The organism is Photobacterium kishitanii (genome assembly GCF_003026355.1).
GTDB classification, from domain to species: Bacteria; Pseudomonadota; Gammaproteobacteria; order Enterobacterales; family Vibrionaceae; genus Photobacterium; species Photobacterium kishitanii.
Map to the genome: position 1 here is coordinate 403,373 of NZ_PYON01000001.1, position 20,826 is coordinate 424,198.

22 protein-coding genes are annotated in these 20,826 nt (G+C 39.5%); 13 read left to right on the top strand and 9 right to left on the bottom strand.

Translation table 11 applies throughout. The features are described 5' to 3' along the window. Window positions 1-62 precede the first annotated feature (62 nt). The gene (locus tag C0W29_RS01805) at window positions 63-1,190 is read left to right on the top strand and encodes a DNA cytosine methyltransferase (RefSeq protein WP_045045006.1); all 1,128 of its coding nucleotides are present in this window, start codon (window positions 63-65) and stop codon (window positions 1,188-1,190) included. 54 nt (window positions 1,191-1,244) lie between these two features. Then, a complete protein-coding gene (locus C0W29_RS01810; RefSeq protein ID WP_045045005.1) occupies window positions 1,245-2,090 on the top strand; it encodes a Cfr10I/Bse634I family restriction endonuclease in 846 nt (281 codons plus the stop codon). Between the two features lie 261 nt (window positions 2,091-2,351). Here C0W29_RS01810 and hypA read toward each other — a convergent pair whose 3' ends face one another. From hypA to hypB, 5 genes are read right to left on the bottom strand one after another with little or no spacing between them, the layout of a single operon-like run. Further along, window positions 2,352-2,708 (bottom strand): hydrogenase maturation nickel metallochaperone HypA, encoded by a 357-nt coding sequence (hypA, locus tag C0W29_RS01815; RefSeq protein ID WP_045045004.1) that lies wholly within the window; start codon window positions 2,706-2,708, stop codon window positions 2,352-2,354. After that, complete coding sequence (gene hypE / locus C0W29_RS01820) at window positions 2,708-3,739, bottom strand: hydrogenase expression/formation protein HypE (protein ID WP_045045003.1); 1,032 nt, start codon at window positions 3,737-3,739, stop codon at window positions 2,708-2,710. Before hypE ends, hypA begins: the two co-directional genes overlap by 1 nt. Beyond that, window positions 3,736-4,857, bottom strand: coding sequence for a hydrogenase formation protein HypD (gene hypD, locus C0W29_RS01825; protein ID WP_107174098.1), 1,122 nt, complete (start codon window positions 4,855-4,857; stop codon window positions 3,736-3,738). Before hypD ends, hypE begins: the two co-directional genes overlap by 4 nt. Then, window positions 4,854-5,093: a HypC/HybG/HupF family hydrogenase formation chaperone gene (locus tag C0W29_RS01830; protein WP_036794286.1), complete on the bottom strand. Its 240-nt coding sequence runs from the start codon at window positions 5,091-5,093 to the stop codon at window positions 4,854-4,856. Before C0W29_RS01830 ends, hypD begins: the two co-directional genes overlap by 4 nt. Before the next feature lie 2 nt (window positions 5,094-5,095). Then, complete coding sequence (gene hypB / locus C0W29_RS01835; protein WP_045041868.1) at window positions 5,096-5,833, bottom strand: hydrogenase nickel incorporation protein HypB; 738 nt, start codon at window positions 5,831-5,833, stop codon at window positions 5,096-5,098. Window positions 5,834-6,248: 415 nt separating this feature from the next. On the opposite strand from hypB, the gene C0W29_RS01840 reads away from it, so the two are divergent. Then, a complete protein-coding gene (locus tag C0W29_RS01840; protein WP_045041867.1) occupies window positions 6,249-6,827 on the top strand; it encodes a hypothetical protein in 579 nt (192 codons plus the stop codon). A gap of 90 nt (window positions 6,828-6,917) precedes the next feature. Here the strand turns inward: C0W29_RS01840 and C0W29_RS01845 are convergent, their stop codons facing one another. From C0W29_RS01845 to hutW, 4 genes are all read right to left on the bottom strand, one after another. Then, complete coding sequence (locus C0W29_RS01845; protein WP_036794283.1) at window positions 6,918-7,313, bottom strand: hypothetical protein; 396 nt, start codon at window positions 7,311-7,313, stop codon at window positions 6,918-6,920. A 214-nt stretch (window positions 7,314-7,527) separates the two neighbouring features. Continuing rightward, on the bottom strand, window positions 7,528-8,085 hold the full coding sequence (gene hutZ / locus C0W29_RS01850; protein ID WP_045045002.1) for a heme utilization protein HutZ: 558 nt from the start codon (window positions 8,083-8,085) through the stop codon (window positions 7,528-7,530). A gap of 73 nt (window positions 8,086-8,158) precedes the next feature. Next, the gene (gene hutX, locus C0W29_RS01855; RefSeq protein WP_045045001.1) at window positions 8,159-8,677 is read right to left on the bottom strand and encodes a heme utilization cystosolic carrier protein HutX; all 519 of its coding nucleotides are present in this window, start codon (window positions 8,675-8,677) and stop codon (window positions 8,159-8,161) included. Between the two features lie 36 nt (window positions 8,678-8,713). Further along, complete coding sequence (hutW, locus tag C0W29_RS01860) at window positions 8,714-10,141, bottom strand: heme anaerobic degradation radical SAM methyltransferase ChuW/HutW (protein ID WP_080895383.1); 1,428 nt, start codon at window positions 10,139-10,141, stop codon at window positions 8,714-8,716. 408 nt (window positions 10,142-10,549) lie between these two features. Between hutW and C0W29_RS01865 the strand changes: the two genes are divergently transcribed. From C0W29_RS01865 to C0W29_RS01910, 10 genes are all read left to right on the top strand, one after another. Beyond that, window positions 10,550-11,338 carry an energy transducer TonB gene (locus C0W29_RS01865; protein ID WP_045045000.1) on the top strand — a complete coding sequence of 263 codons (789 nt, stop codon included), beginning with the start codon at window positions 10,550-10,552 and terminating at the stop codon, window positions 11,336-11,338. Between the two features lie 2 nt (window positions 11,339-11,340). Beyond that, complete coding sequence (locus C0W29_RS01870) at window positions 11,341-12,042, top strand: MotA/TolQ/ExbB proton channel family protein (RefSeq protein ID WP_036794278.1); 702 nt, start codon at window positions 11,341-11,343, stop codon at window positions 12,040-12,042. After that, entirely contained in the window at window positions 12,039-12,458 is a 420-nt protein-coding gene (locus C0W29_RS01875) for an ExbD/TolR family protein (protein WP_045044999.1), read from the top strand. The genes C0W29_RS01870 and C0W29_RS01875 overlap by 4 nt, the downstream gene beginning before the upstream one ends. Continuing rightward, complete coding sequence (locus C0W29_RS01880) at window positions 12,458-13,375, top strand: heme/hemin ABC transporter substrate-binding protein (protein ID WP_373455692.1); 918 nt, start codon at window positions 12,458-12,460, stop codon at window positions 13,373-13,375. Before C0W29_RS01875 ends, C0W29_RS01880 begins: the two co-directional genes overlap by 1 nt. 18 nt (window positions 13,376-13,393) lie before the next feature. Then, window positions 13,394-14,431 (top strand): FecCD family ABC transporter permease, encoded by a 1,038-nt coding sequence (locus tag C0W29_RS01885; RefSeq protein ID WP_045041861.1) that lies wholly within the window; start codon window positions 13,394-13,396, stop codon window positions 14,429-14,431. Next, window positions 14,428-15,225 carry a heme ABC transporter ATP-binding protein gene (locus C0W29_RS01890; protein WP_045044998.1) on the top strand — a complete coding sequence of 266 codons (798 nt, stop codon included), beginning with the start codon at window positions 14,428-14,430 and terminating at the stop codon, window positions 15,223-15,225. The genes C0W29_RS01885 and C0W29_RS01890 overlap by 4 nt, the downstream gene beginning before the upstream one ends. Window positions 15,226-15,611: 386 nt before the next feature. Next, window positions 15,612-16,616 carry an HTH-type transcriptional repressor PurR gene (purR, locus tag C0W29_RS01895; RefSeq protein WP_036794269.1) on the top strand — a complete coding sequence of 335 codons (1,005 nt, stop codon included), beginning with the start codon at window positions 15,612-15,614 and terminating at the stop codon, window positions 16,614-16,616. A gap of 372 nt (window positions 16,617-16,988) precedes the next feature. Further along, window positions 16,989-17,576, top strand: a complete 588-nt coding sequence (locus C0W29_RS01900; protein ID WP_036794267.1) for a TfoX/Sxy family DNA transformation protein — start codon at window positions 16,989-16,991, stop codon at window positions 17,574-17,576. Between the two features lie 461 nt (window positions 17,577-18,037). Beyond that, entirely contained in the window at window positions 18,038-18,667 is a 630-nt protein-coding gene (locus C0W29_RS01905) for a carboxymuconolactone decarboxylase family protein (protein ID WP_045044997.1), read from the top strand. Continuing rightward, window positions 18,657-20,807, top strand: a complete 2,151-nt coding sequence (locus C0W29_RS01910; RefSeq protein ID WP_045044996.1) for an FAD-dependent oxidoreductase — start codon at window positions 18,657-18,659, stop codon at window positions 20,805-20,807. Before C0W29_RS01905 ends, C0W29_RS01910 begins: the two co-directional genes overlap by 11 nt. Window positions 20,808-20,826 lie beyond the last annotated feature (19 nt).

A 20,826-nucleotide genomic window follows, 5' to 3' on the forward strand; every position in this document is an offset into this window, starting at 1 on the left:
TTTGTATTGTATGTACATACAGTGTAAAATCCGCCCTCTTCTGATTTTAAACAAGGTTTTCCATGGCTAGCATTTTTTCATTTTTCACCGGTTCTGGTTTTCTTGATCTCGGGTTTGAAAAGGCCGGATTTCATATTGCTGCTGTTAATGAGTTTCATGGGCCATTTTTAAATGCCTATAAACATTCAAGAAAAGTCATGGAGCTACCAGAGCCAAAGTTTGGTCATTATCACTGTAGTGTAGAGGAATTTGTTGGCGATGGTTCAAATGTGACCATAATTGCAGACCAAATAAACTCATTACAATCTAACGGTGAATTAGTCGGATTTATTGGTGGTCCGCCATGTCCTGATTTTTCAGTAGGTGGAAAAAACAAAGGTCAAGAAGGTGAAAATGGCCGATTATCAAGTACTTATGTTGATGCAATTATTCAACACCAACCAGATTTCTTCTTATTTGAAAATGTAAAAGGGTTATGGCGAACTAAACGTCACCGTGAGTTCTATGAAACACTTAAAGCAGATCTACGTACTGCTGGCTATGTAATTACAGATCACCTAATCAATTGTATTCAATATGGAGCTCCCCAAGATCGAGATCGTATTTTAATGTTTGGGATAAAGGTTAACCATATTTCACAACATATCGATCAAGAATCCTTAGATGCAATGTTAATTCCTGAAGAATTATTTAATTGGGAATCTCATATGAAGTTTTCACGAGATGAGTCATTAAAGCAACCATCATGGCCTACTACTGCTGTTTTTGCTGAAGATATGACAACTCTCGCACCTGAAAATATTATAAAAGAATTAACTATTCAGCATTGGTTTGATAAGAATAATGTTTTAAATCATCCAAACGCTAACGCATTTTTTACACCTAAGTCGGATAAATTTAAGATTGTTGCTGAAGGCGATACAAGCAAGAAATCATTTAAAAGATTGCATCGTTGGCGTTATTCACCTACTGCTGCTTATGGTAATAATGAGGTTCATTTACACCCTTATAAGGCTCGACGATTGAGTGCAGCAGAGGCACTTGCGATTCAATCATTACCAGCAAAATTTGAATTACCACCAACAATGACATTGAGCGATAAATTTAAAACTATCGGTAATGGTGTTCCATTTGTCGCTGCTTTAGGTATTGCTAATACAATTAATGATTTTATATACAAAATCAAATAACTAACAGATCAATTAAGATACAATGTAGGCTCTTGTTTTTATTGAGTCCACATTGTGTCTGATATTATTACTTATGACTGTAACAATAAACCAGTCATCAAAGTTGTTGAAAGCTTCAATCATGTCATTAATTCTGTTCCTGAAAATGAATGGAATTATAAAGATTCACTGAACCTATTACAAAATACTCTTCTTGCAGAAAACAACTCTATCAAGAGCGGTGCTTTTTCAAATGTTCGAGGAACTTGGTTTGAGTGGATGGTATCAATTGACAGCTATAACCACTGGGCTGAAAATAATCATAATTTATTACTATTAAATTTACCAAATATTAGTCGATTTGATTCAGCATCTCTTTATTTACCAGAAATACATGGTTTTGTTTTAGATTTACGAAGTAAACTTGAAAGCGCTCTTGATATTCAAATGATCTCTTCTAACCCAGATTATGTGATCATTGATACAACTCGTTTAGGTCAGTATTTTAAACGAGAAAAAATCACTTCTGTAACAAGAGAGTCTCTTGAATCTCTAGATAATCTATATAAAAACATCATAAACAAATGTGAACTAGATGATATTGTAGGCTATTTTTCACTAAAAACATCACTCCGCCCTGATCGTCGACTTCAAATAGCTCACGAAGGTAGCTTAACAAAAGCAATCTATGTCCATCTTCAAACACGAAGTTGGTTAATGGATCCTCGTGGCATAAAATATTTTGGTGGCGCACTAGAGATGTCAGCAGCAGATATTCGAGGTCTAAAAACTGTAGCGACTCACTCAATTACAACAGTTATGTCTAAACCAGAGCGAGCCGTTGATGAAGTATTTACGATAAGTAACCGTACTCAGCTTAGTAATGCTATTGCTTTGATGCAATCCAATATAAACATATAATATATTAAATAAACAATTTAATATCCTTACTGACCACATGTCCTGATTATTATCCGTCATCTAGGAAGTCAAGGAACGAAGGCCATCCGTGATCTATTTACAGCGTGTTGAGCATTACATACACCAGCTAAAATACTAACTCCACAACGCGCGGACAGTAGATTCCCTATCTCGTTCGTAACCTCACTGTAGGGAATGACGGGTTAAAAAAAGGCCATACCTGCGTTAACAGGTATGGCCTTTTTTAGCGGTAGTCGCTGTCTATACGTCTTGGCTTTGCTCAACTTCTAACTGCATTAGCATTAAGTCTTCGCCATCCAATACATGGGTGCGATTACTATGGCAGTGCTGACAGATAATACTGCGCTCGTTATGAATGGTTTCCTGCCCACATTCAAGGCAGGATAATACCAGCGGCTGAATGTGCATCTCAAACTCAGCATCATGACAAATACCTTCAAGCTTAAAAGTCTGAAAAGCGGTTTCAAGTAACGCAGGTTCTACCCCACTTAAAATGCCGACTTTAATGGCCACCCGAGTGACTTTATTAGCATCGTTATCACGAGCATGTTGTTCGCATTGTTCAATCAGTGCGCCAACAATGGAATACTCGTGCATTAACAGATCCTCGGTAACAATTCGCCTTGTGGAAGATCTAAATAACGACGACTGCCCCAACCGCTAGTTAAAATAACGCGGCCAGCATGATCACTATTCACTGAACCAATCACAGCCGCATTTTCACAGGCAGCAAAAGCCTCAAGTACCTCTAACGCCTTTTGTGCTTGCGCTTGTGGCAGTGCAATAATAAAGGTGCCTTCGTTAGCTAAATCAAACGGTTCAAAACCGTATAATTCACATAAGCCGCGCACTTCTTCACTCACCGGCACATCATCTTCAACAAGGTTAATGCCAACATCAGACGCTTGTGCCCATTCGTTTAATACTGCTGATAAACCACCACGGGTTGCATCACGCATCGCATGAATATCAAGCCCCGCTGCAATCAATGCCTCAACCGCTGGCCACAAAGTATTACAATCACTGATAAGTTCAGACTCAAGAGTTAAGCCTTCACGTGCCATTAAAATTGCCGCGCCATGACGACCGACATCACGCGAGACAATAATCGCATCACCATCAGCAAGGTTACGCACTGAAATACCAGTTTGGATGATTTTGCCAACACCAGTGGTATTAATGAAAATACCGTCAGCACACCCTTTTGGCACGACTTTGGTATCGCCACAAACGATTTTAGCCCCAGAGATACTTAATTCGTTAGCCATGCTATCAACGATGGTTTTAAGCTTACCGATCTCAAACCCTTCTTCGATAATTACGCTACAACTTAAATATTGTGGTTGCGCGCCCATCATTGCTAAGTCATTAACCGTGCCTGCAATGGCTAATTTACCAATATTACCACCCGCAAAAAATAATGGTGATACTGTAAATGAGTCAGTGGTAAAGGCAGTTTTACCTTCAAGGGTTAATACTGCGGCATCTTCTTCACTACGTAGGATGGCATTATCAAAAGCTTTAAAGAATAAGCCTTTAATCAGCTTACTCATTTCCTGACCACCGCCACCGTGGCTTAGTTGAATCGATTTTGTAGTCGATAATGCAGAAAAATCTTGTTCACTCATTTCACACCTCGGTAACGGAAATACGCATTACACGCACCTTCTGAACTCACCATGCAGCTGCCAAGTGGCGTTTGTGGCGTACAACCACGACCAAAGACTTTACAATCTTTTGGTTTTGCTAAACCACGAAGAATATCACCACATTGACAGGCTTTATGATCATCAATAGGTGTCATTGGCAAACAATCAGCAAATTTAATTTCAGCATCACGATGACGATATTTTTCATTCAGTTGCAATGCTGAATTCGCTATAGGGCCTAAACCACGCCAGCGGAAACTATCACGGATATCAAAACAGCGCTTTACTGCCGCTTGTGCAACTGTATTGCCTTCTTCAGTTACAGCACGAGTATATTGCACATCAAGTTCAGCAATACCAGCGACTCTTTGCTTGGTTAAGCGCAGAATAGATTCCATCACATCAACGGGTTCAAAACCGGCAACAACCACGGGGGTCTGGTACTTTTCAACTACCGAGCGATAAATTTTAGCGCCTTCAATAACACTCACGTGCGAAGGACCAATAAACGCATTTACCTTAACCGCAGGATCAGCCATAACCACATCAATCGCTGGTGGCACCAGCACATGGTTGATATGAAAATAAAGGTTATTAACCTGACGCTGTTCCGCCAATTCAATCAAAATAGCCGTCATTGGGGTTGATGTTTCAAAACCAATCGCAAAGAAAACCACGTCTTTATTCGGGTTATCAAGCGCAATGGTTAAACAATCAAGCGGATCATAGATTGGTCGAATATCACAACCTTGAGCACGATATTGTGCCAAGCTACCTTTTGAGCCTGGTACACGGATCATATCGCCCAATGTCACTAAAATGACATTCGGTTGACTGGCTAACGCCGCAGCATGATCGATTCGCTCTTTCGGCATTACACATACAGGACAGCCAGGTCCGTGAATAAAATCTATATTATCTGGCAATAACTGCTTTAAACCATACTTCATAATGGTATGTGTATGGCCGCCACACACTTCCATTACCTGCATTGGCTCAGGTAAATCAACCGCAAGTTGCTTAATTTGTTCTGCTAAATTTAGGACTGTATCGGCATCACGAAAGCCCTCATACAGTTTTTTTAAATCAAAACTCATATTGGTAGTGGTCCTGATTCATCCATAATAAACTGATACATTTCAAGACTTTCTTGTGCATCTTTATCATTGATTCGGCTCATTACGAAACCAATATGAATCAATACATACTCACCCACCACCAGCTCATCCATTAATAAATGGCAACTTACGCGGCGTTTAACACCCATGGTATCAACAGTGACAGTATTATCTTCGTGAACTTCAACAACCTGAGATGGAATAGATAAACACATAATTACGCTTCCTGTGGACGCAGATTAGCCGTTAGCCAATTAACCAAAGGCGCAAAGGTTGCTTCATCTTTAGTAGATAATGTAATCACTTCTACCTCAGGATTCAGTTTTTTAAGTTGTGCTTTAGCTTCATCAATACTGAAATCAAAATATGGCAGTAAATCGCATTTGGTAATCAAGACCAAATCTGCACGACGGAACATTACTGGATATTTTTCAATTTTATCATCGCCTTCAGGCACAGAAACTAAGACGATATTTTTATGAGTACCAACATCATAACTAGCAGGACAAACTAAATTACCGACGTTTTCAACAAAGCAAATATCAAGTTTTGCAAGTTCAACGTGATGTAATGCGCCATGAACCATAAAGGCATCAAGGTGACAAGCAGAGCCTGTTTGAATTTGGTAAGCATCGATACCGTGCGCTTTTAGACGATCAGCATCACGCGATGTTTCTAAGTCACCTTCAATGACTGCATATTTTAAATCAGTATGCTGGTGCAAATGCTCAAGTAATGTCGTTTTACCGCTACCAGGGCTGCTCATCAAATTAAATGCCGTCACACCTTGTGCTTCAAAATGGGCACGATTGTGTGCAGCTTCCACATCATTCTTATCAAGAATTTTATGAATAACTGATAATGTTTTTTTATCATTTAATTGTGGATTAGCTTGTAATTGATGATGGTGATGATGATCACCTCTCGGTAATGAACAACCGCAATCTTGGCACATATGAACTCCAACAGAAGGGACTTTTACCTATATTTATGGCTCAACCATGAGCATAAAATACCAGGTAAAATTATAGAGGACTCAGTTCAGGTTATTAAACACTCAAATTCTGAGAATTATGAGCATTGATTATCTATGCTTTGAGGGGATAATGCAATTTGTGTGATAATTTATTTTACGGATCATTAGATTGATATTATATATATACCGTCCTTCCCTACTAACTGGTAAAATAGAAACTTCTATAATTCAGTTTAGCTTCAGGCTTAATGACACTGATCTGACATAACAGTAGATCAGTGCGCGTATGTTATGTCGTAAGCACTTCAAGATTATCATGCTGAGACTCGCTAACGATGCTCTCTCAAGCTTTCTTGAATAGTAACGTTATTCATTGAACAAAAGAGAAACCATAATGCATACAAAAACATCTAGTTTAAAAACCAAGCTTCTTAAAGTCGCAGCTCCTGTAGCTTTAGCTTGTGCATTTGCAGCAGCACCAACAGTGGCAATGGCTAAAGATGCTCCAACTACTGTGCCTATGGTGTCGTCTCATCAAATCACTGCAGAACAACAACATGTTGCTAGTGAAATTGGTAAAATCCAACAAGAGCTTGCTGCTATTCGTGTTAAAACACTAAAAGCAAATCCTCAACTAATCACTGAGATGAAAGCTTACGAAACTGCATTTAACAATAAAGTTAAAGCATTGGGTTACCAACCTGAGAAGTTAATCAAACGTGCTCAAGAAATTCAAGTTGAAGCAACGAAGAAAGAACTCTCAAATGACAAGCGTACCGAGTTAGTAAAAGAATTTACAACTATCCGTACTACGCTTGAGAAGCAGCAACGCACTATCTTGAACGATCCTGCAATTAGCAAGCAAGACAAGCAAGTACAAGATGATGTTATTAATGCAATGAAGAAGCAAGATTCAAAAACTGCTGATCTACTTAAGCAACTAGATCAACTTGTAATGCAGTTCAAAAAATAATTGCCATTGAGAATATTCTCTTTGTAGCCAATAAAAAAGGATAATCAATTGATTATCCTTTTTTATATCTGATAAATTAAGCAATGGCTATTACAACTTAACCGCTTGATTTTTATTTAGTAATCGCATGCCATTAATGATTTTTGCAAACCACACGACGATCGCAACAATAGCAATAGCACCACCAATGAAAGGTAATACATTCAATATCTTATCAAGAATATCACTATGAACCCAGTACTCTGCCCCTGCAATCATGCCCGTTGTTGTTGCAGCAGATACGCCTAACACTACAAAAAAAGTTAAAAACAAAAAGAAGCTACGAATAATAGTGTAATAATGGCTATAAGCTATTTCATCAGTGCCTTTATCCAGTTTATAACCGGCATAAATAATGGCGATAATCCCTGATAATAATAAAGTAAACGGGGTTAGAAAGCTGGCAATATAAGCAAACCAAATACCCTTTTTATGTTCTTCCGTCATCGTATTGATCCGAATAATTAAGCAATTAATATGCTAATTATCACAGGTATTTGTGCGAGTTCAAGTTTCGCTCTAAATTACGATGATCGGGATCAACTTATCTATAATAGCCGTCGCTAAAGTCTGCTATAACGCCCTAAACAAACACATGCCTGCGATTAATCAACAGGCATGAGAGGGGGTAATTATTTCGTCGCTACAATCTATAAGCTATTTATAATTTATCTTCTGGTGTTTCAATTTCAGAACCATCTTTAATTCGGCGGTGACCTTGTTCTAAGTGAACAAAATCAACTAAGTCATCACCACTGACTTGAAACGCTTTACCAAACCCTTTCACAAATAATCCTTGGGTTGGGGCTAAACGGAATAAGACAAAATCCTCTAAGCCACTGAGCCCATCAATAATCTCACCAAAACGGCTACGCAAAGCCTCAACCGCTAACGGCCAACATTCACTATTACGATCAACAACACTAACATCTGCTTCAAAGGTTAACCGCTTACGGGCATAAAGGGTTTTAGCAGTCGTTTCGTCCTCAATCATCATCAATGAGACCTGAGGGTTTTCAAGTAAATTACGTGCATGTTTAGCAATTTGACTAATTAACACGTAATAACCATCCTCAAGTAATGCAAACGGCGCATAACTCACATTGGGTTTACCATTAATATCGACCGTGGCGAGTTGCAGTGTTAAGCATCCCTCACGAAATTCCTTAATCTCTGGTCCTAAACGGTTTTGTAATCGCTCTTGTTTTACTTCACTCATTTTATTTCCCTTAAATGCTGACTAACATTCTACTTTCATATGTTGTTATTATATTTTTAGCTGACTACTGTTATTAACTCACTAAGAGTTTTAACTGCTGGAACTTTTCAATTTGCGCAGGATATAAATTACGTTGTTTATCTCGTCCTAAATAAACTTTAAATACACACTCACCTTGCGCTGCAAAAAAACCGATAAAATAGCTTTCTTGGCCCATAAAAGGCTTACTCACTAACGCAATATGCTCGACAAGATCTAACCGTAAATGGCCATGTAATTCACCCTCTTTACCCATTAAATTATAGTAACCGCGTGCTAACTTGCCTTTGGGAAAAGGCGCTTTAACCTCAAAAATAGATCCCATTGAATGCACAATCGTTGTTACTGGCCCCCAGCTTGGTAGTGCCTCAGCAATAGTTTGTGCTAAGTTACCAGCCATCGGGAAAACCAATTCTGATGGTAGTGATAACACCACCTCACCTTCTGTTACCTGCAATTGTTCAGCAATCGCTCCGGCATGAAGTTGCTCATTTTGTTGCAATATTTCTGCAACCCTAGTTTTTAATTCATCGTGGGTATAACGAGTAAACACAGTTATCATCCTTTTGGTTACAATTAGCACATCTATTTAGTTTACACACGGCTGCGGTTGAGCTTTTACAACCGCGGTAGTTATTACTTGAATCAATGCTTGCGCAAGCGTTACAGACCAAAATTGTCCCGCTAACGTTAAATTCAAATAGCGGTGGCTTCCTTGTTGTTCTAATACTACAAAACCATTTTTTTGCCATTGCTGAAATAACGGTAAGCAATAACGAAACAATGACCATCCTGCTTGTTTATCTAACTCTTTCGCGATGATGACTCCCCGATCAAACCCTGCTTTAATAGCGGTATTAATCGCAGCATTTGGCGCCGATTTGACCATCATTGCAAATGGAACACGCTGATTACTCACATCATCCATATAGCGTTCAAGTTTACGATGCTGCATAAAGCCATAACCACCGACATTACCGCCAGCTCCAGCACCAAGCGGTAAAACCTCTGCGGTTGTTTTCGCCAAGCTGTTATAACAACTCCGTTCACGATTATCCCGCGCCCAGTGATTAACACTTAAGCGGCGTAAATGATGCTTTGCCATATAATCAACGCCAATCTCAAACATTGAAGCTTTGGTCATAGTATCAGCAGGTTCTGGTAAACGACCTTGTTCGACCATTTTCCCCATTGGGGTATTACCCATTTCAATAAGCTGATATAAATCAACGCCATGAGCACCTGAATCAAGAAAATCGTCTAGATCCTGCTGCCACACATCAATACTTTGATAAGGCAGGCCGTAAAGTAAATCAATCACAATCGGAGCTTGATCAGTCGCGGCTAATTCACTAATACGTTTAAGTACCACATCTCTATCATCTAACCGTTTGGCTTGGCGGCGCACTTGAGTATCAAAACTCTGAACCCCAAACGAAAAACGATTAAATCCACCTTCAAGTGCCGATTCAAACATTTCATCGCTAAACCGATTAATACGCCCTTCTAGCGTCAGCTCACAATCAGTTGCCAACGGAAAGTATTGGCGAATCATGGTACCAAGTTGCTTAATTTGCGCTGCAGTTAAGTCTGTCGGTGTACCACCACCAATATACACAGCTTGAAAAGGGGCTGCTTGGGTCCAGGGTTGAGCCGCTTTATATTTAAGCTCAACCATTAATGCCGCAAAATAATCATCAATTAGACGCTGGCTCGATGCATATTCAAAAAAACTGCAATAGGTGCAACGTACTCGACAAAATGGAATATGAACATATAAACACCGCTTATTTAAAGGTGGCGTCGTAAGTTGCAATACTTGCTCCGCTAATGGCTGTATTTGCTCACTCGCAATTGGAGCATGACCACAGCCACCAGCATGTGCTGATAATTTACGTCGAAAACCAAACCGCAATGGATCTGGCGTATTTTCACCAAGAATATCGCTTTCAAAAACAGACGTATCCAATATAGCGGGTACATTAACGGGCAATATTAATTGTTCGGCATTTATCATCTTAAATGGCTATGTTCACTAGCCCCTCTTAAGTAACTTGTAATTAAGCATTTCGATCAGGTTGGCGGCAAATCGATACTAACCACATTATTTATGATTGTTTGCTGTCACTTTCTAAACTTTTTATCACAAAACATCAGCGTAAAAGTGATACATCGCCACTTCTATCAATGATTATAAATGTCATTTAACAGCATGATATTTTGCATTGAATAATATTGCAAATGATAATTGATATTATTCGCATTTCGTGGATAATGAGTAAAAAAAGCTATCGTGACAAAAACAAAGTCATTAACCACATGAAATTATTAATAAAACAAACAACAAGCAACGGGAGCGTTATTTTGCATCGACTTTCAATCACTACTGACAACGTTCTTTGCTGCTTAGTTTTAGGTAAGCATAGTGAATACTAAACGTTACGTAGCCGCTGGAGCGGTATCACTATTGGTGCACAGTATGTTTCTTGCTGCTATGCCAACAAAAGATCCAATAACACTCACTATGGGGACTGATACCCCACGGGTTAGTTTAACATTTGCAGCCATACCACCAGCGGTAGTTGATACCCCTCCGCCAGTAGCCACACCCACGATGCCTACAGTGTCAACACCGGTAAAGACCCCTGTCGTGTCTACAATGAAACGCTTAGCAAAAACCAATACCACCCATAAAGTCGTCACTAAAAAAGCACCAACACCACCGAAAAAAATAACGAAAACCGCGAAATCAACAGCAACAGTCACCAAGAAAAAACACGTTACACCTAAGAAAACGAAAACCCAACAATCACAACCTATAGCTAACAAAATAACGCATAAAGAAAAAAAACCATTAAAAGCGACAAAAACCATTACTAATCAATTAAATAAAAAAACATTAGCAACGACTTCTACTGCCGGAGCGCAAACGTTGCAATTAGTATCAAAACCGACTTTTGCCACTCGCCCTGGCGCGGTTAATTACCCTAAATTAGCCAAGCGCCGAGGTATAGAAGGCCAAGTACTGATTGAAGTTTGGATTGGTACTGAAGGACAACAGTTAAAACAAAAACTGATCAAATCATCTGGTGCCCATATTCTGGATAAAGCAGCTCTCACCGCGATCAAGAAATGGCACTTTTCTGCTCATATTGTTAACGGTAAGGCGATTGCCCACCGAGTACAAATCCCTGTACGTTTTAAATTGGATTAAACATGACTGTTATTGACAACCTCACTCAACAATTTGGCCTTATGACATGGCCACTGCTCGCCTGCTCTGCACTAACGGTCATGATTTTAGTCGAGCGTTTAATACAGGTACTGTTATGTACTGGCGTTGGAAAAACCAAGGTCACGGCATTACTTGAACAACAGAATAGGCATGATGATCGTGCGCTTGATCAATTAGCTGAACAGCTCAAGCACCAACGACCATTATTATGTAAAGGCATTGCCATGCTGATCTCTCATCGCCATTTCACAAAACCTTTACGAGAAGATGCCGCAGGTATTTGGTTGCTTCAGAAACGTCAGCAATTACGTTCAGGATTACGATTACTCAGTTTAATTGGTGTCATTAGTCCTTTACTTGGCCTACTTGGAACCGTACTTGGTTTAATTGAAATGTTTAAAGGCATTGCGCTGTCTACTGGCTCAGTTACACCCAGTGATCTTGCTGATGGCCTAGGTTTAGCGATGCGCACTACTGCTGCTGGACTGATTATTGCGCTACCAGCCATTACTGGCTCACAATTATTAGGGCTATGGGCAGATAGCATCATGGCAAAACTTGAACACAGTTTAAATCGCTGCAATTTATGGCTGGAAGGAATGAATCTTGATGCGGGTAATGGGCCTGTAAAACCGTGTGATACCTGCGAGGAAAATCCCGCTTACAACGGTACCTCAGCATGATAAGCATTAATGATAGTCATCAAAATAGTGATGAATTAACCCCAGATTTAACGCCGTTATTAGACATTATTTTTATTGTGATGGTGTTTTTATTACTTACCGCGACCGTAAAAATTAAAGCGTTAGATGTGGAGTTGCCACAAACCGCCACCAAGATATTACAAACAACCAAAGCCGATCCGATTACGATAAATCTCGTTGCGAATGAACCTTATTGGGCATTACAAGGCCAATCAATCAGCTCTTGGGATAGCTTTAATCAACAGTTGTTAACAGAAGTAAAAACGCACCCAAATAAACCCGTTGTTATTGGTGCTGATAAAAAAGCCTCAGTAGAACAAATGCTCAAACTATTAGCTTTCCTACAAAAAAATGACATTAAAGCCACTCAACTATTAATGGAAGATCAACAATAATGGACCGTCAAAACTCTTTTTTAATCACACCTTCTTGGCGTCAAATTTCTCGAAAAGTACTCTTTACAGCAACCCTCTTAATGGCAGCTGCAAGCGTATTGTCACCAATGGCACATGCTCAAGCTACTCCAGACTCGTCTCGCATCATTAGTGCTGGCGCGGCAATTACTGAGATTATTAATGCCTTAGGTGCTAAGCAACAATTGATAGCAGTGGATGTCACCAGTAAAACAATGGTTGCTGATGCGCTCCCTAAAGTGGGCTATCACCGTCAACTTTCAGCGGAGAGTTTGATTGCGTTAGCACCAACTAGAATCATTGGCTCAGATGAAATGGGTCCACCAAAGACATTAACCTTGCTAAAACAATCAGGGATTGAGGTTGATATTGTTAATGGTGGTGAGACCGTCAATGATTTATTCCATCGCATCGATCAAGTAGCAGCCTTAACTCAGCATCAACAACAAGCGCAGCAGCTTAAGCAACAAATCACAACCACCGTCGACAATATTAAGCAACACAACTTACACCAAACACAACCCAAGAAAGTGTTGTTCTTAATGATTCACGATGGTCGCCCAATCAGTGTCGCAGGTAAAAACACCACCGCAGACAGTATTATTACTTTAGCGGGTGCGATTAACCCAGCAGCAACTGTAGTGTCAAATTACAAACCCGTATCGACTGAAGCTATTCTACAGATGCAACCCGACATTATCTTATTGAGTAGTCGCACTACAGCATCGATTAAAAACATGGCACAGCTAGTGAAAAAGATGCCGGTGTTAGCGGCAACCCCTGCTGCAAAAAATAATGCTATTGCTGTCATTGATGGTACCGCATTAATCGGTGGTTTAGGTATTCACAGTATTAATGAAGCCATGCGCCTCAATCGCGTTTTTTACCCACAGTCGTAATCTGAGATAAATGTCATCATGAATGTCACTCGTATTTCCCCGCCAGTCATTTACGCGATCAGTATGGGATCGCTGTTATTTGCACTACTAAGCTCAATTGCGATTGGTCCAATGGACATTAGCTATAAAGACAGCTTTATTGCCCTATTACCTGGCGAGCACCAACTCGCCGCCCACGTTGATTTAGTGATTCACCAGATACGCTTACCACGGACACTATTATGCATTGCTATTGGTGCAATATTGGCTATTTGTGGTGCGGTCCTACAAGGACTATTTCGTAACCCTCTTGCCGATCCAGGTATTATTGGTATTTCTGGTGGCGCAGGACTGGGGGCTGCTTTTGCGATCATTTTATTTGCACCATTGATGGCTCAATACCCATTATTAATGAATATTGGCGCAGTACCCTTTTTTGCCTTTTTAGGCGGAGCCATCAGTACCTATTTGGTCTATCACCTTGGCACTGATAAAAACGGAACCTCTGTGGTCGTTATGTTACTGGCTGGTGTTGCGATTGGGGCAATTTCAGGTGCAGGATTAGGATTACTGAATTATATTGCGGATGACCAAGCCCTACGTGATTTTTCTTTATGGTCAATGGGATCTCTCGCAGGCGCAACTTGGCCTAATATTGGCTTAGCTTTTATGAGTCTGGTCGTGATTTATTATTATTGTTACCGCCAAGCCAATGCACTCAATGCGTTTTTATTGGGCGAAGCCGAAGCTCGTCATATGGGCGTTAATGTTCAACACCTCAAGCGCAGTTTAATTATTGTGTGTGCCGCTGGTGTGGGGATCACGGTAGCGATTACAGGCCCGATTGGCTTTATTGGGCTAGTGATCCCTCATTTAGGTCGTATGATTTCAGGGCCAAACCATAGAACATTATTACCAATTTCCGCTATTTTAGGCGCTTTAATACTGCTCGTCGCAGATATGATCGCTCGTAGTGCCTTTGCACCACAAGAACTCCCAGTGGGTATTATTACTGCTATTTTAGGCGCACCATTTTTCATCTATCTACTTAATAAGCAAAAAGGCAGAATCGCATGACGGCGACATTCTCACACTCGACGGCGATTACAGCACGCAACTTACAGCTCACATTAGCCGATAAAGTATTATTAGATAACTTCAGTATTGATATTAAAGCGGGTGAAGTCACTGCGCTTTTAGGCCCTAATGGAGCGGGTAAAAGTACCCTTCTCAAAATATTATGTGGTGAAATGACACCTGAAAGCGGTGACGTGGCATTTTTCGATCGTGATATTAATGAGTGGCAACGTGCAGAACTGGCACGCCATTTAGGCATATTACCGCAACATAGCTCACTCTCTTTTGCTTTTACATGTAAAGAAGTAGTCGAGCTTGGCACTATGCCTCTTTGCTTATCACGTCAGGAAATAGATCATATAACCACCCAAACCATGCACAACACTGATGTTATTCATCTCGCTCAACGCTTATATCCAACCTTATCCGGCGGAGAAAAACAGCGGATCCATTTCGCGAGAGTATTAACGCAACTAAGCCAAGCTAATGAGAAGTGTATCTTAATGTTAGATGAACCGACTTCGGCACTGGATTTAGCCCATCAACATAAAACGCTGCAAGCCGCACAGGCAATGGCTGCACAAGGTGCTGCGGTGATCGTGGTATTACATGATCTCAATTTAGCGGCGCAGTACGCTCAAAGAATGGTAATTATTCAACATGGAAAAATTCAAGCGGATGGCTCACCGTGGCAAGCATTAGATCCAGCAGTGATTAATGCCGTCTATGGCTGGCAAGTTTCCGTTCACTCCCACCCCATTCATGGTTACCCTTACCTATTATCATCGTGTTAAAAAACAGCATCATTAATGAATCCATCAAGTAAATTTCAGTAACACGACGATAAATTTGCTGAAATTTACGTTTTTTTGTTGATAGCATCAAATAATTTAATCCAAAACAATAGAATCGTTGCACTACGCTCAACACTCAGTAAAATGTGAACGCAAGCGATTACACTTGAAAAATATGCAATAATTATAAAGCCGCAAAATAAATGCGGATTTTGGCGTTGAATACAATTAAAGTCTGTAATAGGCACTGAATCGGTGTCAAATTGAATAATTAACGAGATGCTTTACATAAGTAAGATGGATTTTATTAATCTCAGTGATTACTCAATTTGATACCACACTATTAGCTAGAAACGCCTCTAGCACTCATTATTAGAAGAATAAATATGGCAACCATTAAAGATGTTGCACGTATGGCTGGGGTTTCAACCACAACAGTTTCACACGTGATCAATAAAACGCGCTTTGTAGCAGAAGCAACACAGAAAAAAGTACTTGCGGCAGTTGAAGACCTTAACTATGCACCAAGTGCTGTTGCGCGTAGTCTAAAATGTAATACCACCCGTACTATTGGCATGCTAGTAACAAAGTCAACCAACCCTTTTTTTGCTGAAGTTGTACATGGTGTTGAAGAATATTGCTATCGTGAAGGCTACACCCTAATTTTATGTAATACCGAAGGCAACCTTTCGAAGCAACGCGATTACTTACGCATGCTTGCAGAAAAACGTGTCGATGGTTTATTAGTGATGTGTTCTGATCTTGACCAAAAATTATTGGATCTTCTTGAGCGCCAAAAAGACTTGCCAATGGTGATTATGGATTGGGGTCCAGAGAGTCCACATACCGATAAAATTCAAGATAATGCAGAACAAGGTGGCTATATAGCGACCAAATACTTTATCGATCATGGTCATACTCTCATTGGTTGCTTATCTGGCCACAATGACAAGTCTACTTGTCGTGAGCGCCTAAAAGGCTTTAATAAAGCAATGGCAGAAGCAAACTTAGCGGTTAACGAAGACTGGATCCTTGAAGGTGACTTTGAGTGTGATTCAGCAGTAAAAGCCGCTGAGAAATATATTGCAATGACCGAACGCCCAACGGCTATTTTTTGCTTTAATGACATTATGGCAATGGCACTTATTAGTACGTTTGAACAAGCAGGATTACGTGTACCTGGTGATATTTCAATCATCGGTTATGACAACATTGATCTAGCACCTTACTTTGCGCCACCACTAACGACTATCCATCAACCAAAACGTCGTTTAGGTAAAACAGCCATTAAGATTTTAATGGAGCGCATGAAAGATAAAGATCACGAACGTCAAATTTTTGAAATGGCGCCGGCTATCGTCGAACGAAAATCTGTAAAAGATTTACGCTAATACCGTCAATTATTGATCAAGCCAATATTTATATTGGCTTTTTCACTCTATATAATAACTACTATTCTCACCGCTTTTAAAACGACCATTCCAACCAAAAAATACGAGCAATGTCACATATTCACCAGCTTTCGTTAATATTCAAACTTACCTTGTTCAAAGATCGAATATAATGATTCGTGTAAATACATATAATAGTAAGCAAAAGACTTACAGGCTATAAATAAACTTTCGATACTGATTATTTTATTTATAGAGGAATGCATGGATGATTTAAAGTAGTTAAATTTTCATGTAAATAGCTTTAATAATAAAGTAAATTTACTACTACTTTAATGTTAGCTGACACTCATTTATTCATCGAGTAGAAGTATGGACAAAGCAATATTAAAAAACTCATTAAAACTATTAGATCATTTAGGTAATGTAAAATCACGCTCAATGTTTGGTGGCTTTGGTATTTTCGCAGGCGAAGCAATGTTCGCACTCGTGGTTAATAATAAACTCCATCTACGAGCAAATTCAAAAACAGAAGAGGAATTTAAACAAGCAGGTTTAGAACCTTATATATATAAAAAACGCGGTTTCCCTGTAACAACGAAACACTACGCCATTCTTGATGAATGGTGGGAACACCCTGAAAAAATAGTAGAACAAGCTAAATATTCACTTAAAGCAGCACAAGAAGACAAAAAAGCCAAAGAATGTTGTACTCCAGATAGAATTAAAGATTTACCTAATTTACGACTTTCAAATGAAAGAATGCTCAAGAAAATAGGTATTAAAACTATTGAACAGTTACATAATATTGGTGCACTCGAAGCTTATAAAGCGTTACAAAAAACACAAGAAACGACTTTAAGTATAGAGTTATTATGGGCACTAGAAGGTGCCATACATGGCCAACATTGGTCAGTAATACCTGAAAGCAGACGCAATGAACTGCTAGCAAAACTATAATAAATATATCCGTCAACTGGCTAAGTGACGCTTAAGAATAAAGAGGCCTTGTGCCTCTTTAATTTATTCTATAACTGCATTTGTATTCGACCGCAAGCATTAGCACCTAAAATAAATATTAATAAATTTGCACAATACTATTTATTTAAATACGTAAACTAATAAACGATCTAAATGTAATAATAAAACGTGATTTTTTATTTTTTTAAATGTCAGTTCTATATTACTTACTTCAAACGTATATTTAACGTTCAACAACGATTATTTATCATTCATCAACTCTCTCATATCATTCGTACTATTTACGGCCATAACTACACGGTAAAGACTCTTTTTGCTGTTGTTATTTCAAGCAATTTCTCGAATAATCAAAATTTTTCTTATTAAATGAAATACAATGTCACTTCTCTCGGTCTTGCTACTCAAGAGTTTGTGTAACTTTCATTTGATAAGGATATACCTTGCGTATACTAACCAAAAATACATTTTCATTATGGGTAAAACCTTTACTGTGGTTACAAGCACGCCATTTTGGCAAAGTACTCAACCCCGCCAAACTGTGGGGACGTAAGCCTGTTCTTTTCTGGTTAGTTGCTTTGTTCTTTGGTTATCTTGACCGAAAAAAATCACCGATTGATGCCGTTATACGATCATTAGTGTGTGTACGTGTATCACAGCTTAATAATTGCGCATTTTGTGTCGATGCTAACGGTATGAAACTCGCAGAACGCTGTCACTCAGTAGAAAAAATAAAAGCATTGGCAAATTGGCAATCTTCTGAGTACTTTTCAGAACAAGAACAAGCCGTATTAGCCTATACAGAAGCAATGACAATTACTGGACAACATGTCAGTGACGAAATGCTTACGGCGCTCGCTGCTTGGTATAGTAGTGATGATATTGTAGAGCTTACAGCATTAGTGAGTTTTCAAAATTTATCAGCTAAATTTAATACTGCGCTTGATGTACCTGCGCAAGGGTTTTGCTCATTACCAATTCAGCCACAAACAAGCAGCAATGCTCAAAAAAACACAACCCAAGCTTCTTCTGACTCAAATAAAAAACCGCTAGGGAGCTCAGATGAAAAATAACAAAATTTTATTATTGGCTGTCATCGCAACGATTATTAGTGCTTGGTTCTATTTTGACCTGAGTCATTTTCTTACCCTTGAATATGCCAAGCGTGAGCAATTAGCCTTACAGCACCATATTACCGAAAATCCAGTGATTGCCTACGTCAGCTTTTTCAGTTTATACGTATTGGTGACGGCTCTTTCTATTCCTGGTGCATCTATATTAACCTTATTAGGGGCTGCATTATTTGGTTTTTGGACCAGCCTGATTATAGTGTCGTTTGCCAGTACCATTGGTGCAACGTTAGCATTTCTATCAAGCCGTTTTATATTACGTGATTGGGTACAATCAAAATTTGGTCATCGCTTAGCGACACTGAATAAAGGCATAGAAAAAGAAGGGGCTTTCTATTTATTAAGCTTGCGTTTAATACCTGTTTTTCCTTTTTTCCTCATCAATCTCTTAATGGGATTAACTTCAATTAAAACCCGTACGTTTTTCTGGGTTAGCCAATTAGGTATGTTAGCAGGTACAGCCGTTTATATTAATGCAGGCACCCAATTAGGTAAAATAGAGTCGCTGAGTGGCATTATCTCTGCCCCCGTTTTAACGTCTTTATTTTTACTCGGACTTTTCCCATTAATTGTAAAATGGGTAATGAAAACCATGAAAAATAAAAAACGCTATCAACAATGGCAACAACCCACCCACTTTGATCAAAACTTAGTGGTTATCGGTGCCGGTGCTGGTGGTTTAGTCAGTGCTTATATTGCCGCAGCAGTAAAAGCTGAAGTAACACTGATTGAACGTCACAAAATGGGTGGTGATTGTTTAAATACCGGTTGCGTGCCGTCTAAAGCACTTATTCGTGCGGCGCATACCGCTGCTGATATTAATCATGCAGCACGACTTGGGATTGATGCTCAAATTAACAGTATTGATTTTTCTAAAGTCATGGCGCGCATTCAACATGTTATTCAAAAAATTGAACCCCATGATTCTATCGAGCGTTACAGCAAACTTGGCGTCAATTGCATAACTGGTGATGCAAAAATCTTGTCTCCGTGGGAGGTTGAAGTGAATGGCAGCCGTATTACTACACGTAATATCGTTATTGCTACTGGCGCACGGCCACTTGTTCCTGCTATTGCTGGTTTAGACGACGTCGACTATTTAACCTCTGATACCATCTGGCAGCTTAAAGCACTTCCTAAACGATTATTGATTCTTGGTGGTGGTCCGATTGGATGTGAATTAGCCCAAAGTTTTTGTCGCTTAGGTGCCGCGGTCACTATGGTTGAAATGGCACCACAATTATTGATTCGTGAAGATACTGACGCCGCAATGCTAATTGAACAATCTCTCACCCACGATGGCGTAACACTATTATTACAGCATAAAGCAATACGCTTTGAGTCGACTATTGATGTACACGGACAACGCACACAATCTGCGGTGTTAGAACATAATAACCAACTGATTACGGTTGAGTTTGATGCAGTAATGCTCGCGTTAGGACGAGTAGCCAATGTACAAGGGTTTGGCTTAGAACAACTTGGTATTACAACAACTGAACGTGGTACTGTTGCCGTTAATCAGTATTTACAAACTCAATACCCTAATATTTATGCTGTAGGTGATGTTGCTGGCCCTTATCAACTAACACACGTTGCAGCTCATCAAGCATGGTATGCGGCTGTAAATAGTCTCTTTGGCGCGCTAAAGAAATTCAAAGTCGATTATTCAGTGATCCCTGCGGTAACTTACACTGCACCAGAATTAGCCCGTGTCGGTATTAACGAAAAAGAAGCACAAGCGCAAGGAATTGATTATGAAGTCACTCGTTATGGACTTGATGATTTAGATCGTGCTATCGCTGATGGCTATGACGAAGGTTTTATTAAAGTCTTAACCCCTAAAGGCAGTGATAAAATTCTAGGTGTTACTATTGTTGGTCATCATGGTGGTGATTTACTGGCCGAATTTACCTTAGCAATGCGCCACAATTTAGGTCTAAATAAGATTTTAGGTACCATCCATCCATATCCCACTATGAGCGAAGGGGCAAAGTACACCGCTGGTGTATGGAAACAAGCACATGCACCTCAAAAACTGCTTGCTTGGGTTAAAAAATATCACCACTGGATGCGTAATTAATACGACCGCAAATAAGGAT